General features: G+C 68.8%; 22 protein-coding genes and 1 pseudogene. 7 read left to right on the top strand and 16 right to left on the bottom strand.

Annotation, left to right across the window (positions count from 1 at the left end; translation table 11 throughout):
- Positions 1-6: 6 nt before the first annotated feature.
- From tgmC to J7E89_RS11390, 6 genes are all read right to left on the bottom strand, one after another.
- Positions 7-1,128 (bottom strand): ATP-grasp peptide maturase system methyltransferase, encoded by a 1,122-nt coding sequence (gene tgmC / locus J7E89_RS11415; RefSeq protein WP_214972198.1) that lies wholly within the window; start codon positions 1,126-1,128, stop codon positions 7-9.
- Complete coding sequence (gene tgmB / locus J7E89_RS11410) at positions 1,121-2,080, bottom strand: ATP-grasp ribosomal peptide maturase (protein WP_214972191.1); 960 nt, start codon at positions 2,078-2,080, stop codon at positions 1,121-1,123. The genes tgmC and tgmB overlap by 8 nt, the downstream gene beginning before the upstream one ends.
- An 11-nt stretch (positions 2,081-2,091) precedes the next feature.
- Positions 2,092-2,364 carry a putative ATP-grasp-modified RiPP gene (tgmA, locus tag J7E89_RS11405; protein WP_251060396.1) on the bottom strand — a complete coding sequence of 91 codons (273 nt, stop codon included), beginning with the start codon at positions 2,362-2,364 and terminating at the stop codon, positions 2,092-2,094.
- Between the two features lie 267 nt (positions 2,365-2,631).
- Entirely contained in the window at positions 2,632-2,913 is a 282-nt protein-coding gene (locus tag J7E89_RS11400; protein ID WP_214972189.1) for a hypothetical protein, read from the bottom strand.
- 234 nt (positions 2,914-3,147) lie between these two features.
- Complete coding sequence (locus tag J7E89_RS11395; protein ID WP_214972188.1) at positions 3,148-3,636, bottom strand: hypothetical protein; 489 nt, start codon at positions 3,634-3,636, stop codon at positions 3,148-3,150.
- 94 nt (positions 3,637-3,730) lie between these two features.
- Positions 3,731-4,942, bottom strand: a complete 1,212-nt coding sequence (locus J7E89_RS11390) for a helix-turn-helix domain-containing protein (protein ID WP_214972186.1) — start codon at positions 4,940-4,942, stop codon at positions 3,731-3,733.
- A gap of 291 nt (positions 4,943-5,233) precedes the next feature.
- Between J7E89_RS11390 and J7E89_RS40755 the strand changes: the two are divergent.
- A pseudogene (locus tag J7E89_RS40755) lies at positions 5,234-5,400 on the top strand (RNA-guided endonuclease TnpB family protein); the annotation flags it as partial.
- Positions 5,401-5,817: 417 nt separating this feature from the next.
- A complete protein-coding gene (locus J7E89_RS11385; protein WP_214972184.1) occupies positions 5,818-6,714 on the top strand; it encodes a hypothetical protein in 897 nt (298 codons plus the stop codon).
- 3 nt (positions 6,715-6,717) lie between these two features.
- Here the strand turns inward: J7E89_RS11385 and J7E89_RS11380 are convergent, their stop codons facing one another.
- A complete protein-coding gene (locus J7E89_RS11380) occupies positions 6,718-7,647 on the bottom strand; it encodes an SMP-30/gluconolactonase/LRE family protein (RefSeq protein WP_251060395.1) in 930 nt (309 codons plus the stop codon).
- A 77-nt stretch (positions 7,648-7,724) separates the two neighbouring features.
- Here J7E89_RS11380 and J7E89_RS11375 point away from each other — a divergent pair, with 77 nt between their 5' ends.
- Positions 7,725-8,189 carry an Lrp/AsnC family transcriptional regulator gene (locus J7E89_RS11375; RefSeq protein ID WP_214972181.1) on the top strand — a complete coding sequence of 155 codons (465 nt, stop codon included), beginning with the start codon at positions 7,725-7,727 and terminating at the stop codon, positions 8,187-8,189.
- Here J7E89_RS11375 and J7E89_RS11370 read toward each other — a convergent pair.
- From J7E89_RS11370 to J7E89_RS11335, 8 genes are all read right to left on the bottom strand, one after another.
- Entirely contained in the window at positions 8,165-8,662 is a 498-nt protein-coding gene (locus J7E89_RS11370) for a hypothetical protein (RefSeq protein WP_214972178.1), read from the bottom strand. The two genes, J7E89_RS11375 and J7E89_RS11370, sit on opposite strands and share 25 nt — an antisense overlap.
- Before the next feature lie 162 nt (positions 8,663-8,824).
- Positions 8,825-9,142 (bottom strand): helix-turn-helix transcriptional regulator, encoded by a 318-nt coding sequence (locus J7E89_RS11365; RefSeq protein ID WP_214972174.1) that lies wholly within the window; start codon positions 9,140-9,142, stop codon positions 8,825-8,827.
- Complete coding sequence (locus tag J7E89_RS11360) at positions 9,139-9,525, bottom strand: type II toxin-antitoxin system RelE/ParE family toxin (protein WP_251060393.1); 387 nt, start codon at positions 9,523-9,525, stop codon at positions 9,139-9,141. Before J7E89_RS11360 ends, J7E89_RS11365 begins: the two co-directional genes overlap by 4 nt.
- Positions 9,526-9,805: 280 nt before the next feature.
- The gene (locus J7E89_RS11355; RefSeq protein ID WP_214972172.1) at positions 9,806-10,573 is read right to left on the bottom strand and encodes a succinate dehydrogenase iron-sulfur subunit; all 768 of its coding nucleotides are present in this window, start codon (positions 10,571-10,573) and stop codon (positions 9,806-9,808) included.
- Entirely contained in the window at positions 10,573-12,327 is a 1,755-nt protein-coding gene (gene sdhA, locus J7E89_RS11350; protein ID WP_214972170.1) for a succinate dehydrogenase flavoprotein subunit, read from the bottom strand. The genes J7E89_RS11355 and sdhA overlap by 1 nt, the downstream gene beginning before the upstream one ends.
- A 22-nt stretch (positions 12,328-12,349) precedes the next feature.
- On the bottom strand, positions 12,350-12,826 hold the full coding sequence (locus tag J7E89_RS11345; RefSeq protein ID WP_214972168.1) for a succinate dehydrogenase hydrophobic membrane anchor subunit: 477 nt from the start codon (positions 12,824-12,826) through the stop codon (positions 12,350-12,352).
- A gap of 7 nt (positions 12,827-12,833) precedes the next feature.
- Positions 12,834-13,214: a succinate dehydrogenase, cytochrome b556 subunit gene (sdhC, locus tag J7E89_RS11340; RefSeq protein WP_214921237.1), complete on the bottom strand. Its 381-nt coding sequence runs from the start codon at positions 13,212-13,214 to the stop codon at positions 12,834-12,836.
- A 148-nt stretch (positions 13,215-13,362) separates the two neighbouring features.
- Positions 13,363-13,941, bottom strand: a complete 579-nt coding sequence (locus tag J7E89_RS11335; protein WP_308315435.1) for a 2-oxo-4-hydroxy-4-carboxy-5-ureidoimidazoline decarboxylase — start codon at positions 13,939-13,941, stop codon at positions 13,363-13,365.
- Between the two features lie 423 nt (positions 13,942-14,364).
- On the opposite strand from J7E89_RS11335, the gene J7E89_RS11330 reads away from it, so the two are divergent.
- The 4 genes from J7E89_RS11330 to J7E89_RS11315 all read left to right on the top strand — a co-directional run bounded on the left by J7E89_RS11330 (position 14,365) and on the right by J7E89_RS11315 (position 18,023).
- Entirely contained in the window at positions 14,365-15,798 is a 1,434-nt protein-coding gene (locus tag J7E89_RS11330) for a glycoside hydrolase family 20 protein (protein WP_374196806.1), read from the top strand.
- 146 nt (positions 15,799-15,944) lie between these two features.
- Entirely contained in the window at positions 15,945-16,778 is an 834-nt protein-coding gene (locus J7E89_RS11325; protein ID WP_214972166.1) for a DUF4328 domain-containing protein, read from the top strand.
- A gap of 42 nt (positions 16,779-16,820) precedes the next feature.
- A complete protein-coding gene (locus tag J7E89_RS11320) occupies positions 16,821-17,327 on the top strand; it encodes a hypothetical protein (protein ID WP_214972164.1) in 507 nt (168 codons plus the stop codon).
- Positions 17,328-17,435: 108 nt separating this feature from the next.
- Entirely contained in the window at positions 17,436-18,023 is a 588-nt protein-coding gene (locus tag J7E89_RS11315; protein ID WP_214972161.1) for a hypothetical protein, read from the top strand.
- A 122-nt stretch (positions 18,024-18,145) separates the two neighbouring features.
- On the opposite strand, the gene J7E89_RS11310 is transcribed toward J7E89_RS11315, so the two are convergent.
- Complete coding sequence (locus J7E89_RS11310; RefSeq protein ID WP_214972159.1) at positions 18,146-18,919, bottom strand: hypothetical protein; 774 nt, start codon at positions 18,917-18,919, stop codon at positions 18,146-18,148.
- Positions 18,920-18,997 lie beyond the last annotated feature (78 nt).

The raw sequence follows: 18,997 nt of genomic DNA, 5'->3' as shown, positions 1-18,997 counted from the left end.
TGATGGCTACGCCCACGTGAGGCGTTGCCCGTCGGGGCCGACGTGCAGCCGCATTCGGTCGGCCGGCGGTCGCCCGTCCGCCTGCCAGTGTGTGACGCGTTCGGCGATCTGATCCCACAAGCGCGCCGCGCCGCCCTGCCGGACCATCCACCGCGCGCCGTCCCGGAAGACGACCGCCCACGATTCCGCGTCCACGTCGATCACGACGTGTTCCGTCCGGCCGCCCCGTTCAAGCGCGAGCCGCTGCGCACGGGGTACGGCGAACTGCGCGATGAATCGGGCCGCCCAGTCGTCGAGCACGTCCGCGCCGAATTCCGTGGGCACGGCCTTGCCCTCGCTGAGATTCGGCAGCATCCCGAACGGGGGCGGAAGGTGCGGGCGGGCCAGCATGAACGAGACCTGACCGCCGAGAACCGGGCCGCTAGCCGTGCCATCGTCGGCGACCGTCAGCCGTACAAGTTCGGATGCGTGCATCCATCCGCCGACCGTGACCAGGACCTCACCGCCAGGCCGAGTCTGCGCGAGCCAGTCAGCCGGCACGGTGTGCACACCGCATGTCGCGATCACCCGGTCATACGGCCCGCCCTCCTTGTAACCCGCCAGGCCGTCACCGACCACCCGGACAGGCCAGTAACCGGCGCTCCCGAGCGCCATTGCTGCGCGGGCGGACACCTCGGCGTCGACCTCGACCGTGGTCACGTTGTCCTCGCCAACGACGCGGCAGAGCAGCGCGGTTGAGTAGCCCGTACCCGTGCCGATCTCCAGGACACGCGTCCCTTCGGTCGCCCGCAGGTCTTCAAGCATCCGCACGACCAGCCCTGGCAGGGTGGACGACGACGAGGGGGCCGCCGCGATGCGCCCCTCGACCTGGTCGGGGAAGACGCCCCCGGCCACCTGTGTCACGAGGGTGTCGTCTTCGTAGATCCGCCCGAGCCCGGCCGCAGAGTCGCCGGATACGGGCCGGTACCAGCCGCCGTCTTCGTACTCGAACCAGCCGCGCGAGAGGAACGCCTCGCGGGGCACGGACAACACGGCCGCTTCCCATTCCGGGCTGCGCAGCGCACCGGCCTTGGTCAGGTGCCGAGCGAGGTCGGCCCGCAGGTGTTCCGAGGGCAGGTGGTCAGTCATGATGGCTCGCTCCGTTCTCCAACAGATCTGCGATTGCGCTTGTGACCGGCAGTCCGGCCGCGTCTTCGAGCCACGCCCATTGACCGTTCGGGTTGCACTCCAAGAACCACCATGCGCCGTCGGGGGTCACGGCGAAGTCGAAGGCGCCGAAGCTCAGCCCGAAGTCGGCGAGGAACCGCACCAGCGCCAGGCGAATCTCTTCCGGACAGGCGACCGGCTTATAGGCGAGGCTCTGATACTCCGCTCTCCAGTCCACGACCCCGGGCGGCGCGGTAATCAGAGCGCTGAACACCTGCTCGCCGACGACGACCGCGCGCACGTCCGCCACCTTGGGCACCTGAGCTTGGAACAGGTGCGCGCTGTAGCTCACCGCGCCGTCGATCTCTCCAGCCTCGACCGGAGCGGCCCAGATTCCGGCGGGCTCGCCCTCGACGTCGTACGCCCCGGCGTGCAAGGGCTTGTAGATGGCCGACTGCTCGGCGCAGAACGTCTTGGCCTCACCAGGGTCGTTCGTGATCAGGGTGGCCGGGACCGTGAGCCCTACCCGGGCCGCCACATCCAACTGCGCGGGCTTGTACTCCGCCCGCGCGATGGCCTGCGGGTGGCTGAGGTACAGGCACCCCGGCAGCGCGCCCAGTACTCCACCCAGTCCCCGCCGGTTCTCCTGTGCGGCGAACCGCGCGGCCTGCTCACCGCCGTCTGTCGGGTAGGCGTTGGGGCGACGGTGGTACAGGGCGCGGACGGCGGATAAGTCGGCCGTGCGCTCCCCGACCGTGAGTCGTCCGCCCCATCCGTCCGTCCCGGTACGTGTGGCGAGCACCGCCGGGGCAGGAAAGTCCCGTCCGGGGTCGAAGCGGAGGACGGGCACCCGGCGCCGGTTCAACTCCGCGATGACCAGATCAGCGGTTGCGTCCTCATCCTGCGTGCAGACCAGCACCGGGCGTCCGTCCATGGCGCTACCCCCTAGTCCTGCGTCGCGTCGTGGCCGGAGTCGGCGTCTACCTTGCCGTCCTTCCCGACCTGCGTCGGCGGGTAGGTGTTCACGCTCGTACCGTGCTTGCCGAGTTCGGCCGGCGTCATCGCGCCGTCCTCCCCGACCCACCGGCCGGTCTGCGTGGCCGGGTCAACGCCCGCGTACCGCCAGGGCGAGGGGGAACCGTTGCGCAGCGGAGCCATACGGCGCAGTCCCCACGGGGCCTGTGCGGTCGTCTCCGTACCTGCGAGGCTTGTCTGCAAGTCTCCTCCTTGATCGCTTCGTACGGTGGATGTGGTGCAGGACCCGCCCCGGCAGGCGCTCGACCTGTCTGCTCTCGACTGGGTTGCGGGCGGATGATCCGCCGGGGCGGGAGTCTTCGGGCGACACTGCCCGCGTGGTGCAGCATCACGGCGGTTGACGGGTCACGGCCACAACGATCACGGCCAAGATGCCGCCAACGCTGCTGATCACGAGCACCCCGCCCCAGAAGGCGCCGTCCGCCGTGACTTTCCATCCGCGTAAGCGCCTCATACGTGCACCCGGGCACCCGGCGGTTCGAGTCCGAGCGGGAGACCTTCCGGGGCTTCCATGACCGCGTAGTCGGCAAAGTTCCGGCGGTAGCGCACGTGCCGGGACTCCTGCGTGTGCTTGCGCTGCCACTCCTCGACCTCCGCCGGGTCGTGCCTCACACCGGACTCGGCGCCGCACTCGGACTCGGCACCCGAGACGCACCGCGCCGCGTACTCCGGCTCGGCCGTCGCGTCCTGCACGATCGAGAAGGGCACGTACCGGAACGTCCGCCGAGTCATTCGCGGTGCTCCCGTCGCTGGTGCTGACGCATCAACACGTTGGCGTCAGTCTCTTTGCTGCCGTCGAATTGAGCCCGCGCGTCCTCGCGTTGTCCCGCGAGTTCGGCACACGTCGCACACCCCGGGACGGGGACAGGCGGACGGCTCGTGTCGTAACTCGGCCCGCTCACAGCGTCCACCCGGCCCTGTTGATGGCGGTCTTCGGCTCCATACGCGCCGCCCGCCGAGATCCCGTCAGCATCGCTCGGTACCGTGCTCGCCACGCGCCGAGTCCTTGACGTGCAGGAAACCGCCGGCCTTCTCGATCTCACGCGCGACCGTGCCGTACTCCTGCGGTACGGGCGAGATCATCGAGCGCCACGCCGTAAGAACCGCGCCAGCCTCGCCGAGCTTGATGCGGTCGACAGCCTGCCGCAGCCCGTCGCGACCCTCGGGCGGCAGCAATCCCGCGTGGTCCTCGATCACGCCCGCGATCTCCCACCCGAACGCCTCTGCGTACTCGGTGCACTCCTTGCGGGGCGCCCCGATGTTCGCGTTGGGGGCACTGCACAGATAGATCACACAGCGGAACCGCTCGATCTTCGCGGCCTCGGCCGGAACGTCGGCCTCGCCCGGCGAGATGCCCGCTGACGCGTCCGCGAGTGCCCGACGCCGTTTCAGGTCGCCCTCGGTTCGACGAACCGTAGTCGGCCCCTGCCCCTGTCCGCTCTGGATGCTGACCATGCATCAATCGTGTCCAATCGATCACGCATGGTGAAGTGACAGGGCGTAGGACTGGGACAGGTCACCCGGCCCCAACTCATACGCTCCGTAGGAGTTATGCGATCAGGGGCACGCCGATTAGCTCGCTGATGTTCCGCACGCGCGCCGTGGACACCTTCGCAAGACGGTTCCCGATAACGCCGGGCAACGCCTGATGCTTGACCCAATCCGGGGCGTCGAGACCCACCTCGATCAGCGTGTCTCCGGCCTGGTCGTAGAGGCCGGCCGCGCACTGTGCGAGGGCAACATCGAGCTTGTAGCGGTTGCGCGCCACCTTCGACATGCTCTTTGGGAGCTTCCTCATGTCGGGGTGGCTGGCGAGCTTGAGCGCGCGCCCGTAGTTCTTCAGCGCGACATGGATTCCAACCGCCTCTGTTTTAGCGGCTGTTGGCCCGAAGCTGGTCCCGTACAGCCTCTCGTCTCGGCCGAGCCTCGCCGCCGCAGCGTGCGCCTGCGAAATGTAGTCGTCGGCCGCGCTCTCGTCTTCGCGCCTCGATGCCGCGACAGCCGCGGAGATCATCAGGCGCCCATACGCAAGCAGTTCGGGGCGGGACGCCCTACTGAACGATGGCTCAATCGCCAGTGCCGCCCGCTCGGCCACGGCCACCGCGCGGGGCGTCTTGGCTCCGCGCAGGTAGATCCACGAGAGCGTGGATTCGAGTAGCGCACTCATCACCGGGTCGTCGGCTTCCTTGGCAAGGAGTTTGGCCGAGGTGAGCGCGCTCAATGCGAGGTCGCGTTGCCCGAAGCCGTTCGCACACGATGCAGCAACCCTGTACGTGCTCGCCAGAACCAAGGCCAGTTGCTCACGCTCGGCACCTGTGGCGCTGTCGTAGCGAACCTGTCCTTCCATGAGGACTTTCGAGGCGAGGCTACTCACTTTCGCCGTATCGCTCGCCCAGTAGGCGGACCAAGCGAGGTCGCGCGCCCTGGTCAGTTCATCGAGCGTGCTCGGGTCGTCGATACCGTCCCATTCTCCGAGCGCGCTCTCGTGCACGGAGTCGGACAGGTGGCGCAGCGCGGCGCGGTCGTCGCGGTTCATGCCCCGGCGTGGTGCCTGCTGTCCCAGGATCACCGCAACGTCTGTCTTGAGAGCGCTGGCGAGCTTGAGCAGCGAGCCGACAGACAGCTCGCCGCGATCCTGCTCGGCTTCCTGCACCAGGGCGAGCGAGACGCCCGCAGCATCGGCGAGTCCCTGCTGAGTCAGATCGGAGCCCCGCAGGTGCTTGATGCGCTTACCGTTCGTAAGGTCGGCCCAGTTGCTCACGATCACCTCGGTGGGTTTGCTCAGGCTCGGTGGCTGTACTCCGATGGTAGGTCCCGCCACCGATGCGCCCAGGGTGAACGGAACACCTGGAATGCTCGGCCCCACTCGGCCCAGCCCTCACGGGAAGGGTTCCCGCCGCGCACCGGATCACACGGTCAGTGCCGAGGGGTTGACGACAAGGGTTAGCAACCGCCTTCGTCGTCGCCCTCACAATGCTGCGCCGCCGCCCCGAGCGGGAGGCCACCGAGGAGCCGGAGAGCAACACCCCAGCCACAGTCCCCGCGCACGCCACAGCCGTTCGTATGCAAGAACCCGCACTGCGGCTGGTCGGGCAACGCCGACCACAACGCAGTCCGGAACGTCTTGCACTTGTACCGGATGGGCCTCGCGCTCATCCCGGCTGCCGGGAGGGAGACGTCAGGCGCGCTCGTCGCGTCAAGCCCGCCACCGTAAGGTAGGCAGGAATCTCCCGGCTTCAGCCGGGAGAGCACTTCAAGCGCGGCTGTCCACCTCACGGGGCGACGAACACTACGAGACGATGCTTCGCCGAATCCGCCCCCACGCGAAGGCCCGCTCCGTCCGCACCCTGACCGATCACGCCCACCAGGTGGCGGCGCTCAAGGGTGCTTGAGCTTCGGGGGGCGAGGGTCGAGCTTCTTTTGCTAGGAATGGATGGTGGGGAACATTCCCACCCACCCTCCCCTGTGGACCGCCAACTGCCCCGTCGCGCAGCAGTGATGACTTTTTGTGATCGGGTCGCCACGCAGTGCGATTGACGTGTAGCGTGCGGCGAGCACAGACACATAGAACGACCCCCGCAGGTGTTGTCGCACCGGACGGGGGTCTGACCAACAAGATCGAAACAGGCGATCCGTATGGCTACCCAGCAGCTTAGTCCTGCCCCGCACGCGCCCGCCCACCCCATGGCCAAGCCAGGGTTCGGAAAACGGTCCGCGCCCGATCAAGAGGCCCGGCGCGGGCGGGATTTCGTCCATCTGCCCAGGCGTGAAGCGGCCATCGCCTCGTACGTCGACCGGCTGCCCGACGGGGCCGACATCTCGATCAAAGCGCTGGCCAGGGAGATGGCGGACTACGGCCAGTGCGCCATCGGCACCGCCCTGCGCGCCCTGTCGGCGGCCGGGCATCTGCGACGCGTACGGCGGCCGGTGGAGGACTGGGAGGGCGTGCGGTGGGTGTCGCTGTCGTACTTCTCGAGGACGGCGCGCAGTGACGCGTGGTGGGCGGCGTTCCTCGGGGACAACGTGCCGCAGAGTGGGATGGACGAGCCCGTGCCCGCTGAGGAGACGGCCGTGCGTGGGTACGACGCGTTGGCCCGGTTGGGGCGTACCGCACCGGAGTTGGCCTTGTCCGAGCTGGAATGCAAAGCGCTCGCGCCCCTTGCCGGGGAGTGGTTCCGGCGCGGGGCCACTGAGACGCAGCTGATGCAGGCGGTGGCGCTGCGGCTTCCCGGGCCTGTGGGATACCCGTTCGGCTTCGTACGGGCGCGCCTGGAGAAGCAGCTGCCGCCCCGGCCACCCGCACCGGTCCAGGGACGGTACGTACTGGAGTGCACCGGGTGTCAGGCACCGGGGACGGCCGAGTCGTTGCCGGGTGGGTTGTGCCGGGTCTGCAGGAGCGTTCCGTACATCCCGCAACCGGGGCTTCCCGCCGACATCGTGCGGGGAAAGGCTGAGCGGCTGCGGGACTCCGTGCGGGCGCACAAGGATGCACGGAAGGACGTGCGGACGGGCGGCGGACGCGTCGGCCGATAGCGGTCAGTGCGTACGGCGGATCCGAGGCGCGCCCGTCACGGACATCACCAGCGAGTACAGCGTCGTCGTGGCCGTGATGAACGCGCGGTTGTTCTTCGGGCCGCCGAAGGAGATGTTCGAGACGGTCTCGGGGACGAGGATGCGGCCGATGAGCGTGCCGTCCGGGTCGTAGCAGTGCACCCCGTCGTCCATCGCCGCCACCCACAGCCGCCCCTCGTCGTCGAAGCGGATGTTGTCGAAGCGCGCCCCGTTCCGCGCCTCGGCGAAGACCTTGCCGTCGGAGAGGGTCCCGTCCTCCCGTACGTCGAAGACCCGGATACAGCCGCCCCGCGTGTCGGAGACGTACAACTGCCGCTCGTCCGGGGAGAAGACGAGGCCGTTCGGCGCCTCGGTGCTGTCGGTGACGAGCCGGACCTCACCGGAGGACGGGTCGACGCGGTAGACGTTGCAGGAGCCGATCTCGCTCTCCGCGCGAAAGCCCTCGTAGTCGCTGGTGATCCCGAAGTCCGGGTCGGAGAAATAGATCGAGCCGTCGGAGTGCACGGCCGCGTCGTTCGGGCTGTTGAGCCGCTTGCCCTCGAAGCGGTCGGCGATGACGGTGATCCGGCCGTCGTGCTCGGTACGGCTGACGCGGCGGTTGCCCTGCTCGCAGCTGATCAGCCGGCCCTCGCGGTCGAGGGTGTTGCCGTTGCTGTGTCCGGCGGGGGAGCGGAAAACGCTGACGGCGCCCGTCGTCTCGTCCCATCGCAGCATGCGGTCGTTGGGGATGTCGCTCCAGATGGCCTGCCGCCAGGCGGGGAGGTAGAGCGGCCCTTCGGCCCAGCGGCAGTCGTCGTACAGCGTCTCCAGCCGCTCGTCCCCGTTGGCGCACCGTCCGGTGCGGAAGCGTTCGTCCAGGATCTCGTAAATGGAGGTACGGCCAGTGGAGGACAAGGTCAAGCCCTTCTGCTGTATCACTGAACATCATTCGGCCCAGAATGATTACCGCAGGATGCGATACGGTGGCAAGCGTGGACCTGATAGACCGTGAACTCGTCGCCCTGCTCCAGCGGGACGCCACCCAGTCGTACGCAGCCCTCGGCAAGGCCGTCGGCCTTTCGGCGGGCGCCGCCCATGAGCGCGTACGCAAACTCCGCGAGCGCGGCGTGATCCGCCGTACGACGGTGGATGTCGACCCGGCGGCGCTCGGGCGCGGCGTACTGGCCTTCGTTCACGTCGAATCATCGGCCTGGATGGGAGATTCGGCCGCCGCCTTCGCCGCGATTCCCGAGATCCAGGAGGCGCACGTCATCGCGGGCAGCGCCTCCGTGCTGGTGAAGGTGCGTGCGTCGACGACCGAGCAACTTCAGGACGTGCTGCGCCGCTTGTACGAGATCGAGGGCGTCAGCGGCACCAGGGCGACGGTGTCGCTGGAGACATTCTTTGAGCGGCCCGTGACGCCGTACGAGCCTCAGGCGCTCAGCGACCGGGCGTAGTTGACCTGGCCCATGACCATGTGGAGGGTGTGGGGGCCGAGGGCCGGCACGACCGTGGAGTGGTGGCGGCCGCCGCTGGTCACCGTGACCTGGACGTATCCGGTCGTCACCTTCTCCTTCATCAGGAGGAACAGCAGACCGAGCAGACAGAAGACGAAGAAGACGATGGCCAGCACGACGGCGGCCGTCGGCATCCTTTCCTCCGTCCGGGACATGTCGGTCACCGTCCACACCGCGCCCTTGAGCGGCATCGTGCCGGACGGGGTGACGATGGAGTCGGTCATGACGGTGATGTCACCGATCGACATGAGGGGCGCGGGCGCGAAACCCGCCGGCGGGCCGGTGTACGGCATCGGCATTCCCGGAAGCGTCGGAGGCTGCTGCGGGTAGCCGTAGCCGGGAACCGGCCCCCACTGGTAGTTCCCGTCCGGGTCGCCGTCCGCCGCGTACGGGTTCGGATTCTGATCGCTCATGATTCCTGGTGCTCCCCTGGGCGCGCCTGCAATGCCCCGATCCTGGCACAGGCGGCCCCGGTAAGGCCTGCTGACCGCAAAGGAGCGCGCGCGTCGGCACCCCGGCGTCGAACCCCGCCCTCTTCACGGACCCGATTCTGTGAAGGGGGCTTATGGGGGCCGCTACGCCACGACCACCCGGGTTCCGTTGAAGTTGGCGACGATCTCCAATTCGCCGCCCAGCGCGGCAATGTACGCCGCCACCGTTCCCACCTCGGCGGACGTAGCCTTGCCGCGCTCAATGGCAGATACGCGCTCTTGCCTCACGTGCATGCGGTCGGCCACTTCGCGTTGTGTCAGCCCGAGTTGCTTGCGCACCTCGGCGAGCCGGTGCGCGCGCGCCTCGGCCACCATGCGCCGGGCACCCGCGGCGATTTCTTCGAGGTCCTCGGTGTCGAAGACTTCGTGCTTGACCTCGTCCCAGGAGTGGAAGCTGGTCATTCCTGCGCCTCCTTCTTCTGTTGCTGAGCCAGGTGCTCCAGCCACTCGGCATAGCGTGTCTCGGCCAGTGGGATCGAGCGGCGATACCACTCGGCCCACTGACCCGATTTGTCACCGGCCACGAGAAGTACCGCGCTGCGCTCCGGGTCGAAGATGAACAGGACCCTGATTTCAGTAGTCCCAGTCGAGCCGGGCCGTAGTTCTTTGAGATTGTGCAGTGCGGAACCTTTGATCCGGTCTACCAGTGGCCGCCCGAGATCGGGACCTTCGTCGACGAGAGCCTGGATGGCCTGGCCCACGAGACGTGCCGTGGTGCGGTCGCCCTTGCGGAGAACGTGCAGCCATTCGCGAACCTCCCCGGCCATTTCAAGGTGCCAGGCCATGAGCCCTCATCCAGCAGTACGTATACATACTAGTACGTTGGCGTACTCGCTGCCGCCTTTCCGGCGATCGGCGGGGGATCACCCGAACGGGGAGTCGCGGGTTGGGGCCGTTGGCACCGCTGGGCCACGACGCGGCCGAAGTCGCCACGCTCCGCGACAGCAGTTGGTGGGGGATCTGCTGCCTGCGAACTGAGCACGGCCAGCATGGGCAAAAGGCCCTGGCCCCCGGTTCTCACACCGGGGGCCAGGGCCTTCGCGTACGTACAGCCGAAAGGAACTACTAGAAGCGACGCGTGATCAGCGCGCGCTTCACTTCCTGGATGGCCTTCGTGACCTCGATACCGCGCGGGCAGGCGTCCGTGCAGTTGAACGTCGTGCGGCAACGCCACACGCCGTCCTTGTCGTTCAGGATCTCCAGCCGCTGCTCGCCGGCCTCGTCACGCGAGTCGAAGATGAAGCGGTGCGCGTTGACGATCGCCGCCGGGCCGAAGTACTGGCCGTCGTTCCAGAACACGGGGCACGAGGACGTGCACGCGGCGCACAGGATGCACTTGGTGGTGTCGTCGAAGCGCTCGCGCTCCTCGGCCGTCTGCAGACGCTCACGCGTCGGCTCGTTGCCCTTCGTGATGAGGAAGGGCATGACATCGCGGTACGCCTGGAAGAACGGGTCCATGTCGACCACGAGGTCCTTGAGGACCGTGAGGCCTTTTATGGCCTCGATCGTGATCGGCTTCTCCGGGTTGATGTCCTTGATCAGCGTCTTGCAGGCGAGCCTGTTCTTGCCGTTGATCCGCATCGCGTCGGAGCCGCAGATACCGTGCGCGCACGAGCGACGGAAGGTGAGCGTGCCGTCGGTCTCCCACTTGATCTTGTGGAGACCGTCGAGCACACGCTCCTTCGGGTCGATCTCGATCGGGAAGTCCTGCCACTCGGCCTCGGCGGAGATCTCCGGGTTGAAGCGGCGGATCCGGAACGTGACCGTGATGTACGGGGACGGGACGGACGCGGGCTTCGCGTCCTCGACCTTGTCCAGAGTCGGGGTAGCCATCAGTACTTACGCTCCATCGGCTGGTAGCGGGTCTGGACGACCGGCTTGTAGTCGAGACGGATCGACTCGGTGCCGTCGTCGCCGACCTCGCGGTACGCCATGGTGTGGCGCATGAAGTTGACGTCGTCGCGGTTCGGGAAGTCCTCGCGGTAGTGACCCCCGCGGGACTCCTTGCGCGCCAGGGCGGACACGGCCATGACCTCGGCGAGGTCGAGCAGGTTGCCCAGCTCGATGGCCTCCAGCAGGTCGGTGTTGAACCGCTTGCCCTTGTCCTGGATCGAGACGTTGAGGTAACGCTCGCGCAGCTCGCCGATCTTCTCGACCGCCGTCTTGATCGTCTGCTCGGTACGGAACACCATCACGTTGGCGTCCATCGTCTCCTGGAGCTCCCGGCGGATGTCGTGGACCCGCTCGGTGCCGGTGTTGCTGCGCAGGCGCTCGACCTGCGCGACGACGAGCGACGCCGGGTCCTCGGGGAGCTCGACGTAGTCGTGCGCCGCCGAGTACTCCGCGGCGGCGATGCCGGCGCGCTTGCCGAAGACGTTGATGTCGAGCAGCGAGTTCGTACCCAGACGGTTCGCGCCGTGCACGGACACGCAGGCGACCTCACCGGCGGCGTACAGACCCGGAACGACCGTGGTGTTGTCCGCGAGGACCTCACCCCTGACGTTCGTGGGGATGCCGCCCATGGCGTAGTGCGCGGTCGGCTGGATCGGGATCGGGTCCGTGTACGGCTCGATGCCCAGGTACGTACGCGCGAACTCCGTGATGTCCGGGAGCTTGGCGTCGAGCTGCTCCGGCGGCAGGTGCGTCAGGTCGAGGAAGACGTGGTCGCCCTCGGGACCGCAGCCACGGCCTTCGCGGATCTCCGTGTAGATGGACCGCGAGACGACGTCACGGGATGCGAGGTCCTTCATGACCGGCGCGTACTTCTCCATGAAGCGCTCGCCGTCCTTGTTGCGGAGGATGCCGCCCTCACCACGGGCGCCCTCCGTCAGCAGGATGCCCATGCGCCAGATGCCCGTCGGGTGGAACTGGAAGAACTCCATGTCCTCCAGCGGCAGCCCGCGGCGGTACGCCGCGGCCTGGCCGTCACCGGTCAGGGTGTGCGCGTTCGACGTCACCTTGAAGAACTTGCCGGTGCCGCCGGAGGCGAAGATGACCGCCTTCGCCTGGAAGACGTGGATCTCGCCGGTCGCCAGCTCGTAGGCGACGACGCCCGCGGACTTGCGGACCCCGTCGATCTCCTGCATGAGCAGGTCCAGGACGTAGAACTCGTTGAAGAACTCCACACCCTCCTTGACGCAGTTCTGGTACAGCGTCTGGAGGATCATGTGGCCGGTGCGGTCCGACGCGTAGCAGGACCGGCGGACCGGGGCCTCACCGTGGTTACGGCTGTGGCCGCCGAAGCGGCGCTGGTCGATGGTGCCGTCCGGGGTGCGGTTGAACGGCAGGCCCATCTTCTCCAGGTCGAGAACGGAGTCGATGGCCTCCTTCGCCAGGATCTCGGCGGCGTCCTGGTCGACCAGGTAGTCGCCGCCCTTGATCGTGTCGAAGGTGTGCCACTCCCAGTTGTCCTCCTCCACGTTCGCCAGCGCGGCGGCCATGCCGCCCTGCGCCGCGCCCGTGTGGGAGCGGGTGGGGTAGAGCTTCGTCAGAACGGCGGTGCGGCTGCGCTTCGTCGACTCGATGGCCGCGCGCATGCCCGCGCCACCGGCGCCGACGATGACGGTGTCGTACTTGTGAATCTTCATGGTGGTTGCCTCAGCCCCGCGCCTAGCGGATGTTCGGGTCGAAGGTGAAGATCACCAGCGTGCCCAGAAGGACGGTGAACACCGTGGCGGTGTACAGCAGGTTCTTCAGCCAGAAGCGGGTGTTCGGCCGCTCCGCGTAGTCGTTGATGACGGTACGCAGGCCGTTGGCGCCGTGCAGCATCGCCAGCCACAGCATGAGCAGGTCCCAGGTCTGCCAGAACGGCGAGGCCCAGCGGCCGGCCACGAAGGCGAAGCCGATCTTGGACACGCCGCCGTCCAGCACGAGCTGGATCAGCAGGTGGCCGAGGACCAGGACGACGAGCACGATGCCGGACAGCCGCATGAACAGCCAGCCGTACAGCTCGAAGTTCGTACGGGTGGCCTTGGGCGTCTTCTTGGTACGAACGCGCGGGGCTTCGATGACGGGAGCCGGGTTGTCCACGTCGTAGAGGCTTTCGCCCTCGACAGGACCGACTGCGGAAGTAGTGGTCTCAGACATCTCTGCGTCAGCTCCCGAAGACTTCGCGTACGGCATGGCCGAGCACGGGGTAGAGGGCGCCTGCCATCAGCACGATCCAGATGCCCATGACGGTCCAGAGCATCTGCTTCTGGTACCGGGGGCCCTTGGACCAGAAGTCCACGGCGACGACCCGGAGGCCGTTCAGCGCGTGGAACAGGATGGCGGCGACAAGGCCGTACTCGAGCAGCGCTACGAGAGGGGTCTTGTAGGTGGCCACGACATCGTCATACGCCTCGGGAGAGACGCGGACGAGAGCGGTGTCGAGGACGTGTACGAACAGGAAGAAGAAAATGAGGACGCCGGTGACTCGATGAGCCACCCAGGACCACATACCTTCCCGGCCGCGATACAGCGTTCCAGCCGGCACGGAAAAACCCTCCGGGAGCGGGGATAGGGGCCATGCCGGCTTCAGTGTCGGTCTGGCCCGGCCGGGTACGGTCCACCGGCCCCGGCCATCGTAGCGACGAGTTGTCGGTTCGTTCGCGCGGGGTCCACACGTGTGATCAAAGTGGCACTCAAACGGGCACGGACGGGCTATCGGGCCGGTCCGGGCAGCCTGTGTGGCCTGCAAGATCGGTGTTTGTCGTAAAAGCACCCGCAATCTGCGGATCAGAAATGAGATGGGCGAGCCGTCCCCTCGCCAGCCTGCGCAGCTCGTCGGCGGCGACCACCCGCTCCTCGTCCGGTTCGTTGCCCAGTCGTGACCGGATGCCCGTCAGGACCTGGTCGAGATGCTCCTCGGGGCGGAAGTCGTCCAGGCAGATCACGAAGGCGTGGCCGAAGCTGCTCTCGTACGCCGCATGGGCCGCGCGCAGCGCGGTGTACGCGGCGGCCGGGGCGCCCTCGCGCAGGCCCGCCGGGGTTTCCCCGGTCAGCGCGTCGGCGATCTCCTCGCGGGACAGGTCGTACGCCGCCTCGTCGGCCGCGGCGAGCAGCGCGTCGAGGTCGGGGTACGGGCGGGTGTCGGCGATGCGCCGCGCCCAGCGCAGGCTGCGGCAGCAGGCGAGCAGGGCGGACTCGGCGGCGTCGGCCGGCGCGGCGTTGAAGCGGTCGAGGCCGACAGGGGGCGCCGGCCTGCGGCTCTGCTGGGGCACGGCCGTACGTCCCGGCGATTCGCTGGACAGCGTGAGCTCCTCGGAATGGGACCGGCGAGAAGGGTGGGGCGGATGGGCAGCAACGCTATCGGCGCTCGGAGGACGCTGCCCGACGGATGCGCGAATCTCACTCGAACGGGAGAGTTCGGACACACATACTGGAGGATTACTGGACGATTGGGGGGCTGATTGGGCATCGTTCGCCCAATGATGTCGCAATTCCGGGGTCCGCTGGCCGTAGCCGCCGTCTCCCTGATCGTCCCGCTCATCGCCACCGCCGCAAGCTCTGGACCGTCGGCGTCGTCGGCACCCGCAGAACCGGCAGCACAGCCGAAATCGGCGGCACCAGCACCAGCAGCGCCGACAGCATCAGCAGCACCGTCGAAGCCCGCCGCGCCCTCCAAGCCGCCGGTGAAGCCTGCGGTGAAGGCAGGACCGACCAAGGCGCCCAGCGCCGTCCCGTCCGTGCAGAACTACGAGCCTGCGACCGGCCCCGGCTGGCAGCCCCAGCCGTCCACGCATGTCGTCGTGGCGCCGGACAACAGCAAGGCGCTCGGCGACGAGGGCAAGCTCCTGGCCCAGGAACTGAAGCGCGGCTACGCGGCCGCCGGGTCCGGCCGTGCCGGAGACATCGAGCTGGCGCTGGCGCCGGGCGGTGCCCCCGAGTCGTACACCGTGACTGTCCGTGACGGGCGTGTGCGCGTCACCGGAGCCGACGAGGCAGGCGTCTTCTACGGGACCCGCACCGTCAAGCAGGCCCTGCGCGCCGACGGCCGCCTGTCCGAGGGCGTCGTACGCGACAAGCCCGCCAAGCCGCAGCGGGGTCTGATGCTCGACACCGCGCGCAAGCACTACAGCGCGCGGTGGATCGAGGACACCGTCCGCGAGATGGGCGACCTCAAGCTCAACCAGCTCGTCCTGCACTTCTCCGACGACCAGGGCTTCCGGATCGCATCCGACAGCCACCCCGAGGTCGTGTCCGAGCAGCACCTCACCAAGGCCGAGGTCCGGCGGATCGTGAAGCTGGCCGCGAGCCGTCACATCGCGGTGATCCCGGAGATCGACTCGCCGGGGCACCTCGGCTCGGTGATGCGCGCGCACCCGGACCTCCAGCTGCGCGACGTCAACGGTGTGCCGACGCCGGGCGCCGTCGACATCTCCAACCCCGACTCGGCGCGGATCGTCGACGATCTGCTGCGCGAGTACGCCGATGTCTTCCCCGGCCGGTACTGGCACCTGGGCGGTGACGAGTACCAGGCGCTGATGAAGCGGAACCCGGAGGCGTCGTACCCGGGGCTCGCTCGCGAGGCCGTTCGCAAGTACGGCCCGAACGCCAAGATCCAGGACCTGGCCACCGGCTGGCTGAACGACCGCGCCGCGACCCTTCGGCCGTACGGCAAGCACCTCAAGTCGTGGAACGACGGGCTGCACGCGGGCGGCGTCGTCAAGGCCGACCAGGACCGCGAGGTCGAGTACTGGACCGGCAAGGAACTGGGCGCGCGGCAGCCGGCGGAGTATCTGAGCGAGGGCCGCACGATGGTCAACGCCAACGACGAGTACCTCTACTACGTACTCGGCGAGCCCAACACGTTCACCTATCCGACGGGCCGCCGCATCTACGAGTCCTGGACCCCGATGGTCGTGCGCGGCACCGAGCCCGTGCCCGCGCGCTACGCGGACCAGATCCAGGGCGGCCGCCTCGCCATCTGGGGCGACCTCCCGAACGCCCAGACGGAGGAGCAAGTCGCGCGCGGCATCCATCTCCCGCTGCGCGCGCTCGCCCAGAAGGTCTGGGACCCGAGCACGCCCAAGCTGGACTGGGAGGGCTTCAAGGCGCTGGCGGGGCGTACGGGCTGAGCACGTACGGCCTGAGCTGTGGGTTCGTGATGGACGGCCCGGTCGGCGGCGGCGTATCTTCCGCATGCAGCCGCCGCCCGGCGTCCGCACATTCTTCACGCCTCTGGGGAGGGGCGTCCCGGCGCTCTTGGGGGGGCTGCCCAGCCATGCTGTGCGCGAACTGCGGTACGGAAAAGGCCACGACCGGTGAAGGGCTCTGCGGCGGCTGCGTGATCGCCGCCGCCAACTCGGCGCCGCCGCCGCGCGCGCCCGCGGTGCCGCTGTCCGGGCCGACGGCGGTGCTCCGCTCGCCGGTCGGACTCTCGTACGCCGTGACGGCGCTGCTGGGCGCCGTCATCGCGGCCGACTGCTTCTCCCTCTTCGCGCTGTTCCGCTCGCGCGGTCAGTGGAGTGAGCTGGCGTCGGAGGGCTTCTCCGCCATCGCCGCAGAGGAGATCGACCAGAGCCAGACCCTGCTGGTCTGGTCGTCGCAGATATACGCCCCCGCAGTGGTGGCGACGGCTGTCGTCTTCCTCGTCTGGTTCTTCCGGGTGCGGCGCAACGCCGACGTCTTCGCTCCCGACCTCCAGCGCAGAGGGCCGGGCTGGGCGATCGGCACCTGGTTCATTCCGATCGCCAACCTGTGGATGCCGCGCGGGATCGCCGTCGACGTCTGGGCGGCGAGCAGGGTTGATCCGTACGGGCTGGAGACCGGCAAGAGGGAGCCGAAGCTCGTCCTCGACCTGTGGTGGACGGCCTGGGTGGTGTCGTTGCTGTACGGCCGGTTCGCCACCAGGCGCTACGACGCTGCCGAGGCGCCGGCCGACATCCGCGACGCCCTCGACCAGCTGGTCGTCGCCGACCTGCTCGACATCGCGGCCGCCGTGCTGGCGATCCTCTTCGTACGCGCGCTGACGCGCATGCAGCACCTCAAGGCCACTGGCGGGCCCGCTGTTTCAACTGAGCCGCCCGCGACGCGACTTGATGTGGGCAGAATGTGACAGCAGCGACAGCACTGTTGAGCGCCGTGGGGGGAGCGGAGCATGGGTTTCTGGGGTTACTTCGTGGTGGGCCGCAGCGGGCGGCCGCTCGCCGAGCTGGCCGCGCTCGCGGACGTACGGGAAGGGCTGACGCTCCACGAGACGCGTGGGGACGGCTGGCAGGTGTGGGTGCGGCCGAGTGAGCCGCAGGTCGGTGACATGGGGGCGCTCGCCCGCGGCGTATGCGGAGAGACGGGGATGCCCGCGCTGTTCGCGTTCGTCATGGACAGCGACTGCGTGGTCCTGGAGGCCGCCACCACCGCGACGGCGGCCGGGTCCTGGTTCGGCTGCCTGGGGCGCGAGGCGATGGCGGGCTACCTGAGCGCCGACGGGCTGGTCCTGGAGGACCTGTTCCTGTCGCCGGAGAAAGCCGCGGCGAAAGCGGCTGAGTGGGCGGCCGCGACCGGGCGGACGGTGGCCCCGGGCGCACTGCTCGACGTACTGCGCGAAGAGGCGGATCCGGTGGCCGAGGAGCTCTTCGCGCGCTTCCTTGACCGGCTCGGGCTGTGATCGTCGGTGACCGGCCGGTGAGCGCACTGTGACGTAAACGCGGCGCGGTACGCAGACGGAAGGAGAAGGTCCGCACCGAGCGGGCCCTGCAGTGCCGAGGGAGGCACCGTGACCCTGGTGGAACTGATCGGCCGCGCCGACGAACGGGCCCTGGCGGCGAGCGCGGTGGCCTGCCTGGACCGCTGCCTGCCCCTGCTGGAGTACGTCGACGGTGCCGGGCGTATCGGCCTCGACACGGATGAGGCGCTCCGGCCGCTGTGGGTCGCGGTCGAGGGCGGCGACGCGTGGCTCGGCCGGCTGCGCAGGGTCGCCGCCGTGGTGGAGCGGGTCGCCGGGGCCGCCCCCGGCGAACTGGCCGGCTTCGCCATCCGCATGGCCGCCGCAGTCCCCACCGCCTACGACGCGACCGCGCTGCGCGAGTGGGCCGAGGACTGCTCGGCCGCTGTGCTGGAGGTCCATCTGCGGCTGGACGGGGTGCCGCCGGGCGGCGACGAGGCGCGGGTGAAGGCGTACCGGAACGGCGAGACCGACGGCATCAGCCCGCTCACGGCCGGCGAACTGCGCCGCCAGTGCCAGCTCCTCGAAATGCTGTCCGAGGACTCGGGCGGCGGACTGAACCACGCCCTCCAGCTCTCCAACGAAGGCAAGCGCGTGCTGCGGGCCGCGGCGTCGCGCCGGGCCCGCAGCAGCGGCTGACACCCACGACCTCCGAGGGGGCACAGGGCTGCCCGTACCGCGCCGTCAGTTCCTCGTGCCCGGCCTGCCACAGCGCTTCGAACCAGGACAGCGCGCGCGGATGACGTCCCAGTCGTCGAAGCTCAGCTCGCGCCCTTGCCGGCGTGCTCCGCCAGCTTGGCGGTCTGGCTGTCGAAGAGGGCCCGCGGGAGCTTCGACTTCGACGGGTCGGTGAGGTGGATCGTGAAGAAGAGCGCCACTGTGTTGTCCTCGCGCACCGCCGTGAGGTGCATCGGGATCTGCGTGCCGCCGGCCTCGCCCGTCATGACCCAGGACACCGAGCCGTCGGCGGCCTTCGCGCTCTCTCCCGGCTTCACCGAGACGTACTTGATCGTGGCGCCGCCGTTGTTGCCGCTGGTCGAGAAGCCGCCGGCGCAGTCGGTGACCGCCTTGCGCATGCTGTCGAGCGTCTGCTGGGCGCCCTCGCCCTCGTACGAGAAGAGGCTGGTGGTGGTGGACAGGCCGGGCGTGGTGCCGGAGCTGTAGTTGCGGCTGGACCAGGCCTTGGCCTCGGGGGTACGGGCTGTTCCGGAGGCCGTCGCGTCGGCGAGGGGGCCGCACTCCGGCTTGTCGGACTTGGGGCGGACGGGGGTGGGGGCGTTGTCCACGCCCTCGAAGCCCTTGGCGTCGGCGGGGGTCACGAGCGCTGCCTTCAACTGGGCAGCCGTCAGGACCGCGCCGGCGGGCTGGTCGGCGGGCTGCGCGGGCTGCTCCGCTGTCGGCTTGGCGTCCTTGGCGTCTTGGGCGTTCTTGGCGGGTGACGCCGGGTTCGAGCCCGAACAGCCGGTTGCGAGAGCGGCCAGCAGGGCGGCGGCGGTGACGGCCGGCGCGAGACGGCGTGAAGTGAGGGTCTTCATGGCTGCCTTCGGTAGGTAGGTAAAGCGGTGGAAATACAACCGGGGCCCCTCCTTTTGTCGGAGGGGCCCCGGGGCGTG

It is taken from the genome of Streptomyces sp. ISL-100, assembly GCF_018614615.1.
In the GTDB taxonomy this organism is placed as follows: domain Bacteria; phylum Actinomycetota; class Actinomycetes; order Streptomycetales; family Streptomycetaceae; genus Streptomyces.
The sequence above is the reverse complement of the archived record's forward strand: the minus strand, read 5'-3'. Positions and strand labels throughout refer to the sequence as shown.

Bases quoted from the DNA above. Each gene is read 5' to 3' on its own strand.
- J7E89_RS11320 (WP_214972164.1), top strand. From the start codon at position 16,821: ATGGGTTTCTGGGGTTACTTCGTGGTGGGCCGCAGCGGGCGGCCGCTC.
- J7E89_RS11360 (WP_251060393.1), bottom strand. From the start codon at position 9,525: ATGGCCTGGCACCTTGAAATGGCCGGGGAGGTTCGCGAATGGCTGCAC.
- J7E89_RS11325 (WP_214972166.1), top strand. From the start codon at position 15,945: ATGCTGTGCGCGAACTGCGGTACGGAAAAGGCCACGACCGGTGAAGGG.
- J7E89_RS11310 (WP_214972159.1), bottom strand. From the start codon at position 18,919: ATGAAGACCCTCACTTCACGCCGTCTCGCGCCGGCCGTCACCGCCGCC.
- J7E89_RS11345 (WP_214972168.1), bottom strand. From the start codon at position 12,826: ATGTCTGAGACCACTACTTCCGCAGTCGGTCCTGTCGAGGGCGAAAGC.
- J7E89_RS11365 (WP_214972174.1), bottom strand. From the start codon at position 9,142: ATGACCAGCTTCCACTCCTGGGACGAGGTCAAGCACGAAGTCTTCGAC.
- J7E89_RS11395 (WP_214972188.1), bottom strand. From the start codon at position 3,636: ATGGTCAGCATCCAGAGCGGACAGGGGCAGGGGCCGACTACGGTTCGT.
- J7E89_RS11385 (WP_214972184.1), top strand. From the start codon at position 5,818: ATGGCTACCCAGCAGCTTAGTCCTGCCCCGCACGCGCCCGCCCACCCC.
- tgmB (WP_214972191.1), bottom strand. From the start codon at position 2,080: ATGGACGGACGCCCGGTGCTGGTCTGCACGCAGGATGAGGACGCAACC.
- J7E89_RS11400 (WP_214972189.1), bottom strand. From the start codon at position 2,913: ATGACTCGGCGGACGTTCCGGTACGTGCCCTTCTCGATCGTGCAGGAC.
- tgmC (WP_214972198.1), bottom strand. From the start codon at position 1,128: ATGACTGACCACCTGCCCTCGGAACACCTGCGGGCCGACCTCGCTCGG.
- J7E89_RS11370 (WP_214972178.1), bottom strand. From the start codon at position 8,662: ATGAGCGATCAGAATCCGAACCCGTACGCGGCGGACGGCGACCCGGAC.
- sdhA (WP_214972170.1), bottom strand. From the start codon at position 12,327: ATGAAGATTCACAAGTACGACACCGTCATCGTCGGCGCCGGTGGCGCG.
- J7E89_RS11355 (WP_214972172.1), bottom strand. From the start codon at position 10,573: ATGGCTACCCCGACTCTGGACAAGGTCGAGGACGCGAAGCCCGCGTCC.